Below are 17949 nucleotides of genomic sequence, written 5' to 3'. Positions count from 1 at the left end.
GGTCTTTCGAATAGGGCGGTGTGTATAGACCCAGTTTCCTGTCGATCACTGGGCCCACCTTGCGGCCAAGCCGGCTTGTAAGTTGATTGACGACGTTTCGGTTTCCCCGCCGAAATCCGTTTGCGTATCGCGCTGAGGCCTCGGCCGACCCGATGCCGCTGCCGTCGCGCGATCTGCGGCGTGGTCAAGCGGGTGGCATCCTATGCCTTGCTCCTGGCCGGTCACGAGCCATACGATCGACACGCCGGTCTTGATCGCTAGCTCGATCAAATGTCCTGTCGATGGCGGTCGGGCTTCCCCGCCTTTTTCCCAATTGGTGATTGATCGCAGGGATACCCCCAGCATTCTTGCCAACTGCTCCTGTGACAGGCGTGCTTGCTTACGTGCCGCAGAAACCCGTTCTGCCAGACTCATCATTCGCTCCACTTGAAGATTGATCAAAAGTGGAGGCCAATACGAATCAGGGCCGTCTCCTCCCTACCTTCGGTCGGGGCTGGCTTTAGGGCTTACATGAACAAGGTCGCCGAAAGCTGAACAACGCGTTGTAGGGCGCTACCCGCTCGTAGCGCTTCGACCTCGCCGCTTAGCGCATGCGTCCGGTGATGCGGGCGAGTCGGCCGGTCGGGAACATTGCGTCATGCCGAGCCGTGCCGGAATCTGCATGCACTGGGATAGATACTCAGGCGGTGCAGTCGCCTTGCCAGGCACGGCGGTATCTGGACGAGTAAGAGATGGGGCTGGGGAGCGTCCCGCAACCGCGAGCGTGAATTTGTGCCGGGCGTCTGTATGACGGTTAACGAATCGGGCCGTCGGCGGGGGGGGGGGGCGGGTTCCCGCAGCCGCATCACGCCGAGCCGCAGCGATACCTCATCTTTACGGACACTCTGAATGTGTAATTTTAGTCATATTATTTGACTGATCTCTCACTCTTCACTCAGCTGGTTGTAGCTTTGATCACAAAGCGGCGGCCTGCGACCCAGCAGCTCGTCTGGTGAACGCGACCTAGGGGTTCGGGTGAGCATCGTCCCGGAAGTAACGACTAACGACCACGCTTTCGAACGATTCCTGGGAGAGGAGCGGACGCCGTTGATTAATTTCCTGCGCAGCCACGGCGCCTCGCAGGACGACGCCCAGGATGTCACCCAGGAAAGCCTGTACAAACTGACCCGATACCGCGCGGTGCCGCTGCAGGCGCTGAAACCACTGCTGTACCGGATCGCGCTCAACCAACTGTGTGATATTAGACGCCGCGAATCCGGCCTGCGCCGTAGCCTTCAAGCCGCCGGTCTCGGTGCGATTGACGCTCCGATCGATGTACCGCTGCCAGAGCAATGGGTGGAAAATCGCGAAGAATTGGCGCGGGTGAACGCTGCCATCGAGCGTTTACCGGAACGTTGCAGGCAAGTGTACTTACTCAACCGTATTGACGGTATGAGTTACAGCCAGATTTCGGCCCACCAGAGCATTTCCGTGAAGGCGGTGGAAAAGCACATCAGCAGGGCACTTACGCTACTCCGGCAATTCCTGGCTGCGCAGGCCCAAACTATGCTCAACGAGCAAGAGCCATGAACGTCTCGACCTTGCCACCGTCGCACCGCTTTCCCGATTCCGCGGAAGGCTGGCTGGCGCGGCTGCTGTCGCCCGAAAGCGACACGGACGATTTCGCTGCGTTTGAGGAGTGGATCGCGGTGTCCCCGCAGAACGCATTAGCTTATGCCGAGGCCGAACGCGTCCACGGCATGGCCCGCGCATCGCAAGCCGTGCGTGCGCAAGTGCCGACAGACCTATCGCAGATCGCCCTATCGTCCAAGCGCCCGTCGGCGCGCCGGGCGAGGCCGGCAGTCTTCGCCTGGGCCGCAGTCCTGGTGCTGGCGCTGGTGTCCGGTTGGGGTGTTTGGGTGGCACTGCGACCGTCGTCGCCGGTACAGTACGCCACCGCCGTCGGAGAACGGCTCAAGGTGGATCTGCCGGATGGATCCACGCTGGTTCTCGATACCGATACCGCGCTCCAGCTTTCCTACCGGCGTTCGCGTCGCGGGATCGAACTGTTGCGCGGTCGTCTGCAGGCGAACGTTGCGCACGACAAAGACCGCCCCTTCATCGTCTCCTCCGGAGACGGTAGTGTCCGCGCCGTGGGTACCGTCTTCCAGGTCGAGAACCGTGGCGGCGACACCGTGGTGCGCTTGTTAGAGGGGCGCGTCGTCGTCGCCACCCGACAGGCCGGCCAGGCGCTCGAACTGCATCCGATGCAACAGGTCGTCTACGGCGAAAACGGCTGGTTCGGAACGCCGGAAGGCGTCGACCGCATCGCTGCGGAGGGTTGGACCCAAGGCCGCTTGATCTTCAAAGAAAGACGGCTCGCCGAACTGCTGGTGGAGTTCAATCGCTACTCTCGCGATCATCTGGTCTTGTCGAAGGCAGAACTGGGCGACATCCGCGTCAGCGGCGCGTTCGCAGCCGACGACCGTTCCGGGCTGATCATGGCCCTGCAGCGCGGCTGGGGCTTGCAGGCCAAGCGCACGGCCAGCGATGAGACCACGCTCTATCTGCGTGAATGAATACCCAAGCTCCACGCCGATGAACCTGATCGTGCGCCACCGGCGGCATGGACCGCGTCCAACCATGGCTTCGAACCGATACACGCATCTACTGTCCTGCGGTCTGGCATTGGCGTGCTTTGCGCTTTCGCTGCCGATCACTGCCGCCGGGCGGGACATCGGCCTAGCTGCGGGTTCCAGCTACGACATCGGATCGGGACGGCTCGACGAGGCCCTCAGCCTCTTGGTCCATCAGTCGAACGTGCAACTGCTCTATTCGCCCAGTCTGGTCCGCGGCAAGCGCAGTGCGGGACTTAAAGGGCGCTACCCACCAGCGCAGGCGCTATCCCGGTTGCTGGACGATCAAGGCCTCACGGCGGTATCGGTGACGCCGAATACCTATCTGCTGCAACCCGCTCCGGTTCGCCCGCAGCGCCAACTCCGTAACGGTAGCGCCGCGGACTCGCGAGCCATGCAGGCGACTGCGCACGCCGCACTGACAGAACTGGCTTCGGTCACCGTGGTCGGCTCACGGATTCCACGCAACTCTTTCGATATCTCCGTTCCGGTGAACGTGATTACCGCAGAAGATATCGAAAAGAGCGGCGCAGGCACCCTGTACGAATTGTTGCGTGAACAGCCGGGCATGCTCGGTCATAATCCCGTCGAGATCGCCTACGAAGGCCGCATCGGTTCGCTCCAGCCCATCGTCGCCGCGGCTAGCGTCAGTCTGTACTCGCTCGGACCACGGGGTACTCTGTTCCTGGTCGACGGCAGGCGCGTAGCGAGCTTCGGCTTCGTTACTCCCAACCTGGGCGGGCTGTTCGATCTGAACAGCATTCCCTTGAGTTTCATCGACCATATTGAGATCTTGCGTGGCGCGGCATCGGCCAACTACGGCGCCGATGCTGCGGCGGGCGCGGTCAACATCGTCCTGAAGAGGGACGTCCAGGGCGCCGAAGCCGTCGTCCGTTACGGCGTCTCGGGGCGAGGAGACGCGCAAATAAGGGGCGCGTCCGTAAGCTACGGCGCGCAAACGCGCGACGACGGCAATCTGTTCGTCAGCGCGGACCTGTTGGCGCGCGATGCCTTGGCCGGTGACGCGCGTAACTGGCATACCCAGGACCTGACTAGGTTTGGCCTGCCCGACTATCGCGTACCGCTAGGAGTCCTCTCCCGGAATTTCGGAACGACATTTCCATTGCAGCAATGCCGCTCCGCCGGCAATGATCCCGACTCGCCATATTGCAGCGTCGACGCTCCCAGGTACGCCACGTTGCAACCGGAGATAAGGGTCAACTCCGTTTACGCGCGCTGGCAGCAGCCGCTAGGCGACGCCACGTCCCTGGAGATCGCCGCGCGCGGCTCACGGGTCGAGCAGGCCCTACAGACCCCGCCCAATATCGACTATCTGTTCATAACGGACCCAGGCCATCCGAACGTGGACATTCCAGATGATCTGCCCGACGACTACATCTCGTCGCCGGTTCGCTACGCGCTATACGACCTGGGCCTGCCGCGTAATCGGACGACGAGCGAAACCTTCGACTTGGCCATCGGCCTGCGCGGCAGCGTCGGCCGTTGGAACTTGAAGCTTGACCTGTCGCGTAGCGCGCAACGCACGAACAGCACTGTCTCCAATTTGTTGCGGTCATCAGGGGGCGACTCGCGGACGCTGTCCAGGTATCGCGTGTTCGGTGAAAATGATCCGGCCCTACTCGAATTGATGAGCTCCACGATCCATCCCGGCGGGCGCAACACCCTGGATTCGTTCGAAGCCAATCTGGATGGCGCTCTCTTTCGGATGGCCGGCGGTCCGGTCCGGTTGACTGCGGGGGTGGCCATTCGTACCGAGCGCCTGGTCGACTCCCCGGATCCACTGCAACTCGAGTTTCTGCCTTCCCAACTCGTTGTTCCTGCGACCTCGCACGACATCAGCCTCCACTCCACGTCGACGTTTGCAGAGCTCCGACTCCCGCTGCATCGAAAACTGCAAGTCGATCTCGCCGCCAACCACGACCGCGACAACAGGTTCTCCGGATCGCTTTCGACCCGTATCGGACTGGCGTGGGCGCCGCACGAACGCATCCGCTTGCGCGCCAGTGTCGGCCGGACGCGCCGCGCGCCTTCGCCTCAGGAATGGAGAAATCCCTACGAAGGCCAATTGAGGCCGGAACTGATGATGCCGCTGGCAACGCCGCTGCTGACACCTTGTGTCGAACTCGGGCAAGATCGGTGCTTACTAGGGGGCGGCGCGGGCGAAAATCCGAACCTGCGGCCCGAATCCTCGCGCAGTGCTTCGGTCGGAATTACCCTCGCTCCGACCGATGCTTTTGATCTGCGTCTGGAGCGCTACCAGATAGAACGCTGGGACGAGTTCGGCCTCAGCAATGCGATGTACCATCCATTCCTACATCCCGAAGGTCTGATTCGCGACGCGAACGGCGTGCTCTACCGCATCAGCGAGCACTTGGCCAACATTGGCGCTTCGAAGTCGAGTGGCTGGGAAGCGAGCATGAACTATCGTTTTCGCGGCCAAACCTGGGGCACCTTCGACTTCTATCTAGGCGGCCACTATCTCCTGCGGCATGCCACTTCCACGATCTACGCCCCCCAACGGATCGACGACGCTGGCTACAACAACCCCAAGCTCAGCTTGCTTGGTAGCGTGAAATGGCGTTATGGCGATTGGGACACGACATTAGCCATGCGCCACTTTGGACGCTCGCGCAGCTACGGACCATTGTCCGACTGCAGGATCGAACATAGTGATGCTGGAAAGTGCGCGAATCCATCGATGACCTTGTTTAACCTGCGCCTTAGCTATTCTGGGTTCGATCGCTGGACGCTCTCGCTCAACGTCAACAACCTCATGGACCGCCAGCCGATCAACTACCGCGCTTTTTCTGGGAACGGCTACAACATCGCGATGGACGACCCCTACGGCCGATACTACATTTTCAGTACCGCGTACCGGTTCTGAAAGCGCACCTGTGGGGGCGCTGTCTTTCGAGCGCAAAAGCGCCGCGCGCATCCGGTCCGTGCGCACGCGATTTCAATGACTCAGGCGATGTCGGCGCGGGGAGCGGGAGGTGGTGTAGCCCATCCCGATATTCCGCGAAGCCGTCGCCCTTTTTCAGCAGTTCCACGCGGGACGATCAATCACATCAATGCGGCATCGATCGCGCGAGCGTGTCGCGGCGGTCGCGACGCGGTGCCGACACCGGCTTCGCCGAACATGCCGTCGGTGATGTTCGCAAACGCGATGAGGGCGATCCCAGATTCGCGTTCTGGAAGCACGTAGGGTTCAGCCGAGCCGGATGTCATGGCGACCCGAAAGCTTTAATCACAGCTTGGGGATGATCCAGTCCCAGGTGGCTTGGTTCAATCACCCGTGATGGGTTCCGCTTACCACCTGGGAGACGAAGATGCGGCCGTTCTTATCCATTTTAGTTCGGAGATCGTTGCAGATCTGATCCACGCTGTAGGTGGTGGAGATCCATCGCACCGACTCCATGCCGGATTCACCTACATTGGCGTGTCGCTCCAGATGTGCGATGAAGTCTTTTCGCGCCTGAGCGTAGTTTTCGCGTTCCTTGTTCAAGTTCCACGTAATCACGAAGGCAGTCATGTTCCCCTGAATTTAGACTCGCGAAGCCATGTCCTTTGACGTCTGGCCATATATTGAGCTAGGTGGCTAGAATCTCCGTTCGAAGTTTAAAAGGTAGTAACGCCCGACTGGGTCATCATCGGCGATGGTATAGCCGCCGAAATTGTCGTTGTAGTTCTTCGGAGTAGCATTGAAGATATTTAGCGCGTTAGCTCCTAGGGTCCAGTTCGTGCCTGCGCCGTAGGTTAGGCTGAGGTCCGCGGTAGTCATTGAAGGGAGGTCTCGCCACAATCGCGTGTTTAGGACCAGCATATTCCCTGCAAGAACAGCCGACGTGCCGCGTAAGCCGCTCCGGTAACGAAGGGCAGCTCGACCAGACCAGCTTGAGTGAGTCCAGTTCAGTTGAGCGCTCGCATGAATGCGAGGAAATAGGCGGCCGGCCAGGTCCGCATCAAGATCTTGACTGTTCGTCCATCGGTCAATGTAGTCGGTTTGCAAGCGCAATTCGATTCGATCATCGCCAGCAGTGTTAAATCGAAGGGCTCCGTCGAATTTCCAGCCGTCTAGCTTTGTAATGCCAACGTTTTGAAGGGAGATGAGGAGAGCAACCACCCGGCCATCCGCATCAAGCACGTGTTTCGAAGGATCTTTGAAATCGGCCGCCGCGCGGATCTCATCGACACGTTGAATGCCGTAATATCCAAGACTTATATCCAAGTGGGGGTTGGGGGACCACAGTGCGTCCAGGGTGGTGCTACGTGATCTCTCCGGGCGCAGCGCTTGGTTTCTGACTGGCTGCAGATCCAAAAGGCAGAGGTCTTCGAACATTGGATTGCAAGGGAGGAGCGACGACGGTACTGCAGTTCTTGACGCAGGCAACATACGCTGTGATTCATACAGTGTGGGTACGCGGTAACCGTTGCCGTAAGAGCTTCGTAAGGTTAGGGTTGGCGTTACCTTCCATTTAGCGCCAATCCTTGGCGTGAGTTGTGTCCCGAAACCTTCGTTGTGATCGATTCGCCAGGCCAAGTCGAGAGCTGCGCTGCGAAATAGTGGCGCGGCTATTTCGCCAAAATGCGACACTCGCAGCGCATGCCCTCCGATGTGAGAGTTATCCATTCCACCCAGGCCCTCGGAATAGGCCGAGTAGCCGTCTGAACGCGCGGTGGTATATGCGTTCGATTGTAGATGTTCCTGATGGACGTCGAAGCCAAAAACGGACTCGATCGTGCCATGTCGCATTGTGAATAACGGTCCGCTGACTGTGCCGCTGATGCCGGAATGCCAGAATGCCCCGCTCAGCCGATTAGGTGGAGCAATGCTCGCGAGCGTTGCATGACTGACGTCTCCATCTAATTGATAATTCCATTCGCTCAATTCACGAAGTGGAAATGGTTTAAATGGATCAATATTCACTACGCCTGTGATACTGCTGGAGGCACTGTTTTTGCCATAAAACCCAGTGCCCATCCACATCCACTTTGTACCTCGACTTTGTACGCTGACCCGGGCGTCGACATCGTGCGATTCTGAGCGTACTGAAATAGGGCCCACGTCAAAAAAGGCGTGGGTGCGCCACGTGGCGCCGTCATAAAATTCCGCTGTCGAAGGGGGGAACTGCATGCCTGTTCTCAATTCGGACAAGCGTACAGAGGCATCAAGCGTGTGGCGTTCACTCAGGGGGTGTTGAAGAGTGGCATAGGTTGTTGTGGATTCCCTTGACGGAAGTAGGCTGAGATAACGAGGGGAGTCAAGGCTACAAATTCGGCCACTCGGACTGTCATCGGAGCTTGTGCAGTCGCCTAACCATTTTGCATCTTGCCCGGTAGAGATTTGAAGTGGATATCGTTCGTCATACAAGCCGTGGCGCGACTGATCGAGTGTGGCCCAGGTGCGCTGACGTCCAATTAGGCCTTCGTCGTAAGAACGATTGGCCGCGAGAGTCCAGTGTCCCCCCGCGGCAGTCAGGCGAGCGAGGTTTGCGAATAAGTCATGGCGCGCCGTATCACCTCGGTCGGAGATGCCGGTGTGTCCGCCGATCTCGGCCCCTTCATAGTCGTGCTTTAGTATTATATTAATGACACCACTCATTGCTTCTGAGCCGTAGACGGCAGAAGCACTGCCGCTCACTATCTCCACGCGCTCAATCATGCTTAGCGGAATACTTCCAAGATCAGTGAGCCCTCCATACTCTGATGAGCTCAGGCCAGAGCTTGCCACGCGTAGGCCATCAACCAAGAACAGTGTGGCCCTGGGGCCCAATGTGAACAGGCTTGTTGTGAAATTCGGTGCCCGCGGTGTTCGAAGGTTGACCCCAAAGTCGGTTGCGATATCACGAGGGTGGTGTGCGGTTGTGTTAGGCCACTGGCGGAGAAAGTCAAAGAGCGTGGTCTGGCCACTCGCACGAATGTCCTCCGCGGTAAATATCTTCAATGGGGCCGTCGTTTGCAGTGACTGGCGTGGAATGCGAGTGCCAGTTACCTGCACCGGTTCCAACTCCGTTAGCCTGTTAGCGAATGGCTGGGGGGGCGACGTCGTGAGGAATGGATCTTCCCGTGAAGTGCTTTGCAGTATATATACGTTGGGGCTTACTTCGGCTGCGGTTAGGCCGGTGCCATTCAATAACTGAGCCAGGGCCTCCAAGGGGGTGGAGGGGCCTCGAATGCCGGGGCTGCTGCGGTGCGCTACCGCCGACGGTGAGTACGCCAGGCTCAGTGGGGTCTGCTGAATAAACTGTTGCAGGACTTCTTGAAGTTGGCCGGCTGGGATCGAATACGTTGACCGTGAGGCATTAGAGTCGGATGCTCCCGCCGGAATGCTCCACGCCGATGTCGTCGCCGCAGCCAATGCTGAAGCTAATATAATAAAGAAACGAGAGGGGCGGGCGTGCATTCGTATGGATAGTTATATATATTTTTGGCGGTGCCAGCGAATTAATATGCACCGCGTTAGGTCAGTCAATGCTAGCTCAGTGCCATCTTAGGATAGGCATAGTATTGCGTACAATGTCGGAATAGTATTGGCAGATAGCGGGTTTATCTGTAGAGTTGGCGGCGGCCGATGTAAAGCTGCGGGGCGAGGCGTCTTCACGAGGCGGAATGGAGGTTTGAGCATCAATGTGCCACTGACGTGATTGACTGATCTTCGTAGATCAGCGGAACTTGTAGCCGACGCTTAGTGCGTATTCAATAACGGTGTAGATTGGTCCGTCAAGTTGTCCGATGCCGTCTTGATTGTTTTGAGCAAAGCATTGTTGCCTGTCGCTCTGAGAGGTTGGTACCTTTCAGGCCAACTGCAGCACGAAATCGACGGCGTTAAAATTATTGGGTTGGAAATTCCGGTCGGTTTGGAATTGCCGGAATCTAGTGGGCATCTGACCAGCGCTTTTGAATCGACGAGTCGGGTGGTAAAAAGGCCCTCGATGTACTCGGATACGTCCATGACGGCGGTCTTTCGGCCAGTGTAAACACGCATCTTGATGCGCTCTCTTTTAGGCTTCCAAAAGCCTCTTCCGGCGTTGCCCCAGCAATTTCCTCGTTTGCTTGTGCTTGGCTCGGGCTGCAGAAGCGTCGCCAAGTGTCGCTCCCATACTGAGCTCCTTCCGAGTGGATCAAGGCCTTGCATGAGCGCCTGCATCGCAGCCGTCCTTCGTGACCACATCCAGAACCAACGCGCGTTGCGTTGTTGGCTTTGCGGCCCACAGCTGCGTCGAGGACTCGGCACGGCGTCCGAATACCGAACTCATTCCGATGCGCTTCAATGAACTTATGGGCTTGGTTGGCTTTGCTTGAAAACCTTGTATGTAGGCATGGTGGTCACCTCAAGCTACAAACCTGGATGCTGGCCCTACCCACAAATCCTGGCGATTCCAAGGCATCGTCTTATTCAGAGTAATAGGGGGCGTAACGTAATTGCCCGCAAGGCCATGATGGTCTTGCGGGCGGTCGATCATGCTCGAATGGTTTTTTGTAATCGACTCGCTAACCGGTTCAATAGTCAGCCGGATTCGAACTGAAGGTGACCGGCACGTTTACGCTCACACAACCGCCTACGGGCAGCACCACGCCGGTGACGGAGACCGCGTTGCCACCGACGGCGCCGCCGCTGGCCGGGCAGGTGCCGAGCGTGGTGCCGCTGCCGGCGCAACTCCATGGGCCGCTCAGAGTAACGCCGGGCGGCAGGGTGTCGGTGATGGTGGCGCCGTTGGCCACGTCCGGGCCGGTCTGGTTGCAGGCGTTGATGACATAGGTGGTGCTGCCGCCGGGCGTGTACGTGGTGGATACGTCGCCCTTGCTGATGCGCAGGCTCACCGACGGACGCACGATCGGCGTGCTCGGTGGTGTCGGGTCGGAGCAGGGCGTGGCGATCGGGCAGTTGGCGTCGCCGCCGCCGCCCACGCGCGCGGTGTTGACCATGTTGCCGGAAGCGGCGAAGTCGACGTTGACGGTGAAGCCGAAGGTCGAGCTGGCTGCCGCCGCGATCGCGGTGTTGCTGATGCATGTCAACGTGTTGGAGGTCGCGGTGCAGGCCCAGTTGGCGGCGTTGGCGCCGCTCAGGGCGACCATGCCGTCGGGGACATTGAGGCCGGTCGGCAAGGTATCGGTGACGGTGAGCTGGCCGATGGTGGCGATTGTGCCGCTGTTGCTGACCGCGATGTTGTAGGTGCCGGTACTGCCGGCGGTGAACTGGCTCTGCGACGTGGTCTTGTCGATCGCCAGATTGATGCAGTCCACCGCGAAGTTGACGCTGGCAGTGTTGTTGGTCGGATCGATGTCGCCGAAACGGTCGGTCGCGGCGAACTCGACGGTGGCGGTGTTGGAAACAGTGGCGTTGCACACCGCGTTGTTGACGACCGTGCCGGTCACCGCGAAGGTGAGGGTGCCGCCAGGCGCGAGCGTGTAGCCGCCAATGATGGCGAGGCTGCCGGTGCCGGTGGTCGCCGGACAGGTCGAGCCGGCGCTGGCCGTGCAGGTCCAGGTCGCGCCGGTGAGCTGCGTGGGCAGGGTGTCGGTGATGTCGGGCGCGTCAGTGCCCGGGATCGTCGGCGCTTGATTGCCGGCAACGACCGGATTGATGTCGAGGTTGCTGATCACGACGGTGTAAGTGACCGGCTGGCCGCGCCGCACGCGCGCGGCCGAAACGATCTTGGTGATGCCGACGTTGGCCGGCACCGAGGCGATCATGTTGCGCACTTCGTGGATGTTGTTGAGGCCGCCGGTGGAGCCGGCGTAGCCCATGCGCAAATTGGCCGGCGCGGTGTAAGGGAAGTTGACGTTGTTGAGCAACACCGTCGGCGTGGAGCCGTCCAGGCCGACCGAAACGGTCACGGTGTAGCCCGACGAGGGTATGTTCGGCAGCAGCGCCACGCGCAGGCGGTCGCCGGTGGGGCGGGTGGTCACGGAGGGCGTGTCGATGCCGCCGGCGACCGCGCCGCTGGCCAGCCAGCGGTTGTTGTCGCTGAGCGGACCGCGCAACACCACCCGGTCGGCCTGACTGCCGGGGCTGCTGCTGTTGGCCGGACAGCCGCCGACGACGCCGGGCATCGAGCCGGAGAAATTGCCGAATTCGTCCAGGCCGATACCCAGGTAACCGCCGTTGCCGCCGCAATACCCCAGACTGCCGCCGGGCTGCGCGCCGGCCATGGTGCCGGTGGCGTCGTAGAGGAAGAAGGTGGTGCCGTCGGCGCCGTTCCCGCCCCAGTTGACGTAGTCGAATTCGACGATCACTCCCTGCGAGGACGGGAACGAGCCGCCGGTGTACAGGGCCAGACCCTGTTGATTGTTGTTGTTGGTGCTCAGGCGCAACCAGCCGCTGCCGTTGGCATCGTTGACGTTGTTGGGAATGGCGCCGTAGCCGCCGGTCAGGATGCCGCTGTCGTTGGCGCCGGCGTTATTGGTGCCGGTGATGGTCCAGCCGGTTTCGGTGCTGTTGAGGAACGGCGAGGTGACCTTGAACTGGGCCTGGGCGCTGGACATGCACAACGTCGCCGCGATCAACGCTACAAGTGCCGGCACGCCGGCACTAAGGCCATGATTCGATTTCAGCATTTCAATCCTCAAGCAAAAGCCGACGTCCCCCAATGGACGCAACCTGGCGTAGCCACAACATCGGCTTATGGCGATGAAATTTGAGTAAAAACTATGCCCAGGATGCGTGTCGTGGGGGGCAATTCGCGTGCTCGGTTTTAAATCGCCTGAACGATCTTTGCGCCAGGCCTCGTGCTGCACGAGTGGCGTCCGACCCGGGGCTTGAGGACCCAGTCCTTAACAATCATTGCCACCTCACTGTCCGCATGGACGTCGGTTAATAGGGCAACTTGAGCTGCTGTATGCGGCGTCGTTGAATCACCTAGGGTTTCGTCGAGCCACGCACGACGAAGGCAAGCAGCTGCGGCTTGTTTACGAAACCTGGGGCGACGAACAACTCCAAGTTGTAGGGCAGAAGACCCCAGCCTCACCGTGCCTCACTTGCTGATCGTGATCACGGCCTAGAAATCTCCTTCGTCTTTAGCCTGCTAGGAGAGCCAACTGATCGTTGGCATTCGAGGACTGGATATGGCGCGGAACGAAGGGCAGTTGAGGTCGAGGCGAAAAATGAGGCGGTTCTTACTTTTGGAGGTGAAGCCACTCATTTTGGCCACGGTCATTGGCGTGGTTGCCGGTGTGCCGGTTCGAGCCGAAAGCGGCGTGCCCACTAACTATCTGGACTATCTCTTCTGCTTAGAGAGCTTCAACGAGATCCGGGCCTGTTACGCAGCAGACTTGAGCCAGCAGCCAGGGGCGAGAGTCGAGTGCGCGAAGGAAAAGGGCGTGTCCGGCAAATGTCTGGAGTTCGTATCGAACGACGACCCGCCCGAAGAGTTGACCACGCCAGGTGGCGAAAAATGGGCCGATTTGGACGGGCAATCAGGATCCAAGGCTGCCCCGGTTACGATGATGCGAAAAAAGATTGACGAGTAGGCCGAGCATCGGATTCGAATCATTTCCTCGGAATACCTTGGCGACCACAGAAGTCGCCGCCGATTTTCCCTTCCAGAAGTGGAGCTTTTTCAACATGTTCGAATCTATAAAAAACGGTGCGCCCATGGTGCTTGCGGTCGCATGCGTGATGGCTCTGGCTGCGCCTCTTCCCGTCGTAGCGCAGTTAACAGAGGTGGTGGTTGTTCCCGGGCAGCAGTGCCGAGGCATCGGCATCAACAATCAAGCATTTGTAGTGGGGGCTTGCGCTGACACGGATGGCACGACTTTGGCGTTCCTCGCCACCGGAGCCCAGAAGTCGATACTGCCCGGGTTGGCCCTCGGAAGGAGTTGCTCGGCCGGGGTGATAACCAATTTAGGCAAGATCGTCGGCAGCTGCGTGGACTCGAACCTCGTCTCGCAAGCCGTCGTTTGGAACACAGGAGGTTCGCCGATTGCGCAGCGGCTGATGCCGTTGCCAAATGGAAAGAGCACCTCGGCAACTGCCTTCAACCAAGAGGGGGTGGTGGCAGGTGTGTCGAGAGACGGCAGCTTTTTGGCACAGCCGGCGGTCTGGCTCAACAGCGCGACTGCCACCGCCTTGCCTGTTGGGCTGTTGGGGCTTTCCGACACGAACTGCGTCCCGGTCGATGTCTCCGACGGCAGTTCCAGCGGTCCTACTGTCATCGCAAACTGTCCCGACCGGTCGGGGGGGATTCGGCCGATCTATTGGACTCGCACGGGTCTTTTCAACGCATACGTCGCGCAGGCGTTGCCGCTCCCATTGGAGGCGAAGCGGTGTCGTGTCTCGTCGATCAAGGGATCGCATGTTCTGGGAGTATGTAACCTCAGCAACGGAGCGGGTTATAGAACGGTCGTGTGGACGAACTTTAGATCGACCGTCGTGTTGAGCATCGACGTGGGCGGCCGGTCGGCATCGAATGGTGGGATAGAGATCAATGCGAGCGGCGAAGTCGTAGGCGAGTTCGCGGTGCCTGACGGTGGTGTTCAGTCATTCTATTGGAACAGTGAAGCCGATGACTTTGCCTATATCTCGCCGCTACCTGGAGGGGAGGACGTCTCAGTTGTTGGCATTGGCACGAACGCCGTAGTCGTGGGCATTAGCCAAACGGATGCGGGCGTGAATCACGCCTTCTCGTGGACCCGATCAAACGGGATGAGCGATCTAGGCTCGCTTCCTGGCGGCGAGAACAGCGACGTTAGCGATCAATCCGACTCAGGGTGCTTCGTGACCGGCGCTAGCGAAGCGGGCTCAGCGGACATCAACCGAGCTTACGTCGCAAATCTCTGCACAGAGCGCTCAGTTGATCGCGCCACGAGAGGTCACCTGTCTTCGCTTTCTGTGCGTGCAAGTTATCGGCGGCATCCTTGAGCCGCGAGAAGGCAGGCAACGCGTGTTCAATGGGGCGCAGAGTATGTCGAGCGTGAGTAAAACGACCGGCTAAACCCCCAAGACATTTGTAGCCCACGGGTTGTTCAATCACGCGGGCTGCTCGCGCGCCGAACATAACGCGCGACTGTGCGAAGTCGCGGCAAGTCGGCCTCCTGCCGGTGAGCTTGGGCCTGCTGATTGCCAGGAGTCAGCATCGAATTGGCGCCGCTGGGTCGAGTCGGTGACTCCCAAACGGGTGAGAACGGTCTCAGATCGTAGCGGCAATACATTCCTGAGGGCTGGCACTGGAACCGCATCGATGTAGCCAGAGGTTTCTGAGGTGGCGAGGGGAGGCCTGCATTAGGCCCCTTGGCGATCATGCTCAGTGCAGGGGGCGAGTAGGGTGCCTTGCTCCAGGGCGGCTCGCGTCCGGGGCGTCGTCGTGAGGCCGCCAGACCGAATGCGTGCGCCGACCGAGGGCCGGTCCGGCCTCGCCGCAAAACCACCGGGAACGGGAAGGGAAGGGGGCGGAATCGACAAGGCGGGCCCGAAGTAGTTGTCGGCGCGCCGGCCTTTGTGCCGAGCACTGACTTTTCGGGTGTGCCCTCAGCCGGCGGGGCTCGTTCGAGCGATATTGGCCAGCGTGGACCTGCTGTGAACTGCGGGATTTCCCGACCAAGGGGCGGATATGAAACTCCGGGCGATTCAGGCGAGGAGCGAGCGCTCGGTGATAATCCGTGAGTCGTAGACAGAGTCGGCCGCTGGTCACGGTATCGCGCCAGGCGCCCTGAAACAATCCAAAAGCGACCACGAAGAACAGACGGCTTGCGAACCGTGCCCATCCATAATGGGCAGGGGTGTTCCCATACGACGCAGGAACGCGAGGGTATCCCATGCCAAAGAGTTCCCGAAAACTCACGCTCGGTGAGCTGCAGCACATCGATTCTCTCATCAGCCTGGCCCAGGAGCGGGGGCTGAAACCCAGCGATCAGATTGTCGCCAACAAGGATATCTCCTGCTGCGGAGCCGTCGCCGCGGATGCTAGGGGCAAGCTGGTTTTTTCCGCCCGTGACCGGGAAATCTTGAAGCAGATGGCCAAGTTGCAGTCGCAGATCACATCCATGCCGACCTTGGGTCAGCTCATCGAGGCCCGCGCAGCCCTGCTGCGCGCAGCAAAGAGAAGCCGTCTTTAAAGGGAGTCGATGATGCGCGCTGAAACGACACTGGTGATCTTCGGCGCCGTGTTCCTCGCCAGCGTGATGAATCAACTGCCGGTCCGGGCGTGGCACGTTCTGATTGCACGTTTCGACCGTTCCAGCTTCCTGCCCTACTGGGGCTTCTTTGGACCCAAGCCTGCCTACGCTGGAATCCACGTTGTGTACCGCGATCGCAGCGCATCCAGTTGGAGCGACTGGACGGAAATCGACATACCGCCTACCGGGGGCTGGCGCTGGATTTGGAACCCGGCGCGGCACGAGCGCAAGGCGCTGCACGACTTGGTGAATGGTCTCGCCTTCCTGATCGCTGAGGCGCAGAACGACGGGCAGGTCATGCTGTCCAATTGCCACCTTGCCCTAGTGTCCTGGGTCGTGGCGCAGCCGCACGTTGCGCCAGACGCACAGTGCCGCCAGTTCGCGCTTGTCGAGGCCACTGGCCACGGTACCGCCCGACAGGTCCGGCCTGTATTCACTTCGGAGATATTTTCGCTTGGTTAGCCCGGAGCTAGCGCTGGAAGTGGCGGTTCGAGGTGCAAGTGCAGCGCTCGGAATTGGCTTTCTCGAACAACTGCACGTAGGACATCGCAGCTTTGCTAGCAGTGGGCTGTATGCCGGCAACGTGATTCGCCTGATTGGCGCTCCCGAATTCACCGAGCGATTCGGCACCGTGCCGCTGCGCTTGGTGCTCACGGTGGGCGCCGCTTGCGGCCTGCTGGGGTTGTTCCTCAATCCTTACGAAGGTGCCGGACGGCTGATACTGGCGCTCACATTTGCCTGCGCAGTCGTCAGCCGATTCTGCCGCATCATGGGTGGAGACGGCGCGGAGCAGATGGCAATCCTTACGTTGTTCGCGGGTTGTCTGGCTATTCTGCCGGGGCCTGACGCGAGCACGACCTTGCTGGCCGTATTCTTCATCGGCGCCCAATTGGTGTTGAGTTACTTCACTGCGGGATTCGTCAAGGCTGTGTCCCCCACCTGGCGCAGCGGCACCGCCATCGGACTGGTCATGTGCTCAGAGGCCTATGGCGAGCGCTGGATTGGCTCGTTCGTTGAATCGCGAGACGCACTGTCCCGGCTACTAACAAGGGCCGTGTTTGTAGGCGAGTGCTTGTTTCCCCTGATTCTGATCGCGCCGCGCGAAGTGGCGCTCGCTATGCTCGTAGCCGGCTTGGTGTTTCACGTCGCGACCGCGGTAACGATGGGGCTAAACACTTTCATGATCGCTTTTCCGGCAACGCTTCTCTGCGTGCTGGTTACGGTCGAGAACGTATCGCCATGGTGGTAACCGTGTCCAAAGGCATTCGGGTCATCTATGACGGCGAATGCCCTCTGTGCCAGAGCTTCGTCCGGCGAATGCGTCTTGAGCGCAGCTGTGGCCCCATTGAGCTCATCGATGCACGCACCGACCTAGCGCTGGTCTCCGAATTGAAGGCGCGGGGCATGTCTCTCGACGATGGGATCGTTGCCTGCATCCAAGACGAATGTGTTCACGCGGATGAGGCCCTGACCCGGCTCGCACTGCTCAGTACCCGCAGGGATTCATTCAATCGACTGATGCACTGGACCTTCTCGCGCCCAAAGTTGGCGCGCTTGATCTATCCACTGATGCGCGTCGGCAGGAGTAGCCTGTTGTGGCTAATGCGTCGCGAACGGATCTCGCGCTGAGGCTCGTAAGTGAGGCGGCACGCGCAGTTGCCCCCGCCACGTCTGCGAGCTATGTCCGGGCCGAATTCTTCAACCCCGCGAACCTCCAGGAGCACTTCCCGGTGGCCTGGTGGATGTCAAGCCAGGCGGAGCCGGCATTCCTCGATTTCCTGCGGAAGTTCTTCTCGTGGCGGCGCAAGGGATTTCTCCGAGCACTCTCGACCGTCCGTCTGACAGTTGTTGAGTGCGGCTCTGCTTAACGCTGGTGTTAGCGAATGTCCGCTCTTGGCCGAATGCGGTAGGACGCTGGCCGAAACCGCGGGAGCCCGAGTAGTCCGCGAGCGGCCCCTCATCGCCCCCCAGGAGCCCCCAAACGCCCCCATCAGCCCATCAAGAGGGTTTGAACCCGGTTCCCGTGGCTCCACCAACCCCCAATCGCCCTCATCGGCCCTCATTAGCCCCCAGTGGCCCCCAGTGGCCCCCACTAGCCCCAGCCGGCACGAGTGGTATTGCCCAGCGTGAAACAGCTGGGGACCTGCGGGCAGTCCCGTCCGGGAGCGTCCACGAAATCCTGGGCGATTCACAGTGACCA

Annotated in this window: 14 protein-coding genes; 9 read left to right on the top strand and 5 right to left on the bottom strand. The window is 60.0% G+C overall.

Features of this window, described 5'->3' with window-relative positions; translation table 11 throughout:
• Positions 1-45: 45 nt before the first annotated feature.
• Positions 46-345: a helix-turn-helix domain-containing protein gene (locus tag LG3211_RS27585; RefSeq protein WP_484502511.1), complete on the bottom strand. Its 300-nt coding sequence runs from the start codon at positions 343-345 to the stop codon at positions 46-48.
• Positions 346-1014: 669 nt separating this feature from the next.
• Here LG3211_RS27585 and LG3211_RS21955 point away from each other — a divergent pair.
• From LG3211_RS21955 to LG3211_RS21945, 3 genes are read left to right on the top strand one after another with little or no spacing between them, the layout of a single operon-like run.
• Positions 1015-1569 (top strand): RNA polymerase sigma factor, encoded by a 555-nt coding sequence (locus tag LG3211_RS21955; protein ID WP_057944692.1) that lies wholly within the window; start codon positions 1015-1017, stop codon positions 1567-1569.
• Positions 1566-2558, top strand: a complete 993-nt coding sequence (locus tag LG3211_RS21950) for a FecR family protein (protein ID WP_057944691.1) — start codon at positions 1566-1568, stop codon at positions 2556-2558. The genes LG3211_RS21955 and LG3211_RS21950 overlap by 4 nt, the downstream gene beginning before the upstream one ends.
• A gap of 19 nt (positions 2559-2577) precedes the next feature.
• Complete coding sequence (locus tag LG3211_RS21945) at positions 2578-5520, top strand: TonB-dependent receptor (RefSeq protein WP_187313076.1); 2943 nt, start codon at positions 2578-2580, stop codon at positions 5518-5520.
• 179 nt (positions 5521-5699) lie between these two features.
• Here the strand turns inward: LG3211_RS21945 and LG3211_RS26575 are convergent, their stop codons facing one another.
• From LG3211_RS26575 to LG3211_RS21935, 4 genes are all read right to left on the bottom strand, one after another.
• Positions 5700-5864, bottom strand: a complete 165-nt coding sequence (locus LG3211_RS26575; protein WP_187313075.1) for a hypothetical protein — start codon at positions 5862-5864, stop codon at positions 5700-5702.
• A gap of 61 nt (positions 5865-5925) precedes the next feature.
• Positions 5926-6168 (bottom strand): hypothetical protein, encoded by a 243-nt coding sequence (locus LG3211_RS21940; RefSeq protein WP_057944689.1) that lies wholly within the window; start codon positions 6166-6168, stop codon positions 5926-5928.
• Positions 6169-6234: 66 nt separating this feature from the next.
• Positions 6235-9039, bottom strand: coding sequence for a TonB-dependent receptor (locus LG3211_RS25130; protein ID WP_083512745.1), 2805 nt, complete (start codon positions 9037-9039; stop codon positions 6235-6237).
• Positions 9040-10136: 1097 nt separating this feature from the next.
• Complete coding sequence (locus LG3211_RS21935) at positions 10137-12122, bottom strand: DUF11 domain-containing protein (RefSeq protein WP_057944688.1); 1986 nt, start codon at positions 12120-12122, stop codon at positions 10137-10139.
• A gap of 618 nt (positions 12123-12740) precedes the next feature.
• Here LG3211_RS21935 and LG3211_RS21930 point away from each other — a divergent pair.
• From LG3211_RS21930 to LG3211_RS21905, 6 genes are all read left to right on the top strand, one after another.
• Positions 12741-13106 carry a hypothetical protein gene (locus LG3211_RS21930; protein WP_148649081.1) on the top strand — a complete coding sequence of 122 codons (366 nt, stop codon included), beginning with the start codon at positions 12741-12743 and terminating at the stop codon, positions 13104-13106.
• Positions 13107-13143: 37 nt separating this feature from the next.
• The gene (locus LG3211_RS25125; protein ID WP_083512744.1) at positions 13144-14496 is read left to right on the top strand and encodes a hypothetical protein; all 1353 of its coding nucleotides are present in this window, start codon (positions 13144-13146) and stop codon (positions 14494-14496) included.
• Between the two features lie 893 nt (positions 14497-15389).
• On the top strand, positions 15390-15689 hold the full coding sequence (locus LG3211_RS21920) for a hypothetical protein (RefSeq protein ID WP_057944685.1): 300 nt from the start codon (positions 15390-15392) through the stop codon (positions 15687-15689).
• Positions 15690-15701: 12 nt separating this feature from the next.
• A complete protein-coding gene (locus LG3211_RS21915; protein WP_148649080.1) occupies positions 15702-16211 on the top strand; it encodes a hypothetical protein in 510 nt (169 codons plus the stop codon).
• Positions 16204-16998, top strand: coding sequence for a hypothetical protein (locus tag LG3211_RS21910; RefSeq protein WP_148649079.1), 795 nt, complete (start codon positions 16204-16206; stop codon positions 16996-16998). The genes LG3211_RS21915 and LG3211_RS21910 overlap by 8 nt, the downstream gene beginning before the upstream one ends.
• A 2-nt stretch (positions 16999-17000) precedes the next feature.
• Positions 17001-17378, top strand: a complete 378-nt coding sequence (locus tag LG3211_RS21905) for a DCC1-like thiol-disulfide oxidoreductase family protein (protein WP_187313073.1) — start codon at positions 17001-17003, stop codon at positions 17376-17378.
• Positions 17379-17949: the final 571 nt, after the last annotated feature.

Origin of the sequence: Lysobacter gummosus (assembly GCF_001442805.1) — a bacterium.
GTDB lineage: Bacteria > Pseudomonadota > Gammaproteobacteria > Xanthomonadales > Xanthomonadaceae > Lysobacter > Lysobacter gummosus.
This window is presented reverse-complemented; position numbering and strand designations above follow the sequence as displayed.

Excerpts from the sequence above, each read along its gene's own strand:
- LG3211_RS21915 (WP_148649080.1), top strand. The coding sequence starts at position 15,702 with ATGCGCGCTGAAACGACACTGGTGATCTTCGGCGCCGTGTTCCTCGCC.
- LG3211_RS21935 (WP_057944688.1), bottom strand. The coding sequence starts at position 12,122 with ATGTCCAGCGCCCAGGCCCAGTTCAAGGTCACCTCGCCGTTCCTCAAC.
- LG3211_RS21940 (WP_057944689.1), bottom strand. The coding sequence starts at position 6,168 with ATGACTGCCTTCGTGATTACGTGGAACTTGAACAAGGAACGCGAAAAC.
- LG3211_RS21945 (WP_187313076.1), top strand. The coding sequence starts at position 2,578 with ATGAACCTGATCGTGCGCCACCGGCGGCATGGACCGCGTCCAACCATG.
- LG3211_RS26575 (WP_187313075.1), bottom strand. The coding sequence starts at position 5,864 with ATGACATCCGGCTCGGCTGAACCCTACGTGCTTCCAGAACGCGAATCT.
- LG3211_RS21920 (WP_057944685.1), top strand. The coding sequence starts at position 15,390 with ATGCCAAAGAGTTCCCGAAAACTCACGCTCGGTGAGCTGCAGCACATC.
- LG3211_RS21950 (WP_057944691.1), top strand. The coding sequence starts at position 1,566 with ATGAACGTCTCGACCTTGCCACCGTCGCACCGCTTTCCCGATTCCGCG.
- LG3211_RS27585 (WP_484502511.1), bottom strand. The coding sequence starts at position 345 with ATGCTGGGGGTATCCCTGCGATCAATCACCAATTGGGAAAAAGGCGGG.
- LG3211_RS25130 (WP_083512745.1), bottom strand. The coding sequence starts at position 9,039 with ATGCACGCCCGCCCCTCTCGTTTCTTTATTATATTAGCTTCAGCATTG.
- LG3211_RS21930 (WP_148649081.1), top strand. The coding sequence starts at position 12,741 with ATGAGGCGGTTCTTACTTTTGGAGGTGAAGCCACTCATTTTGGCCACG.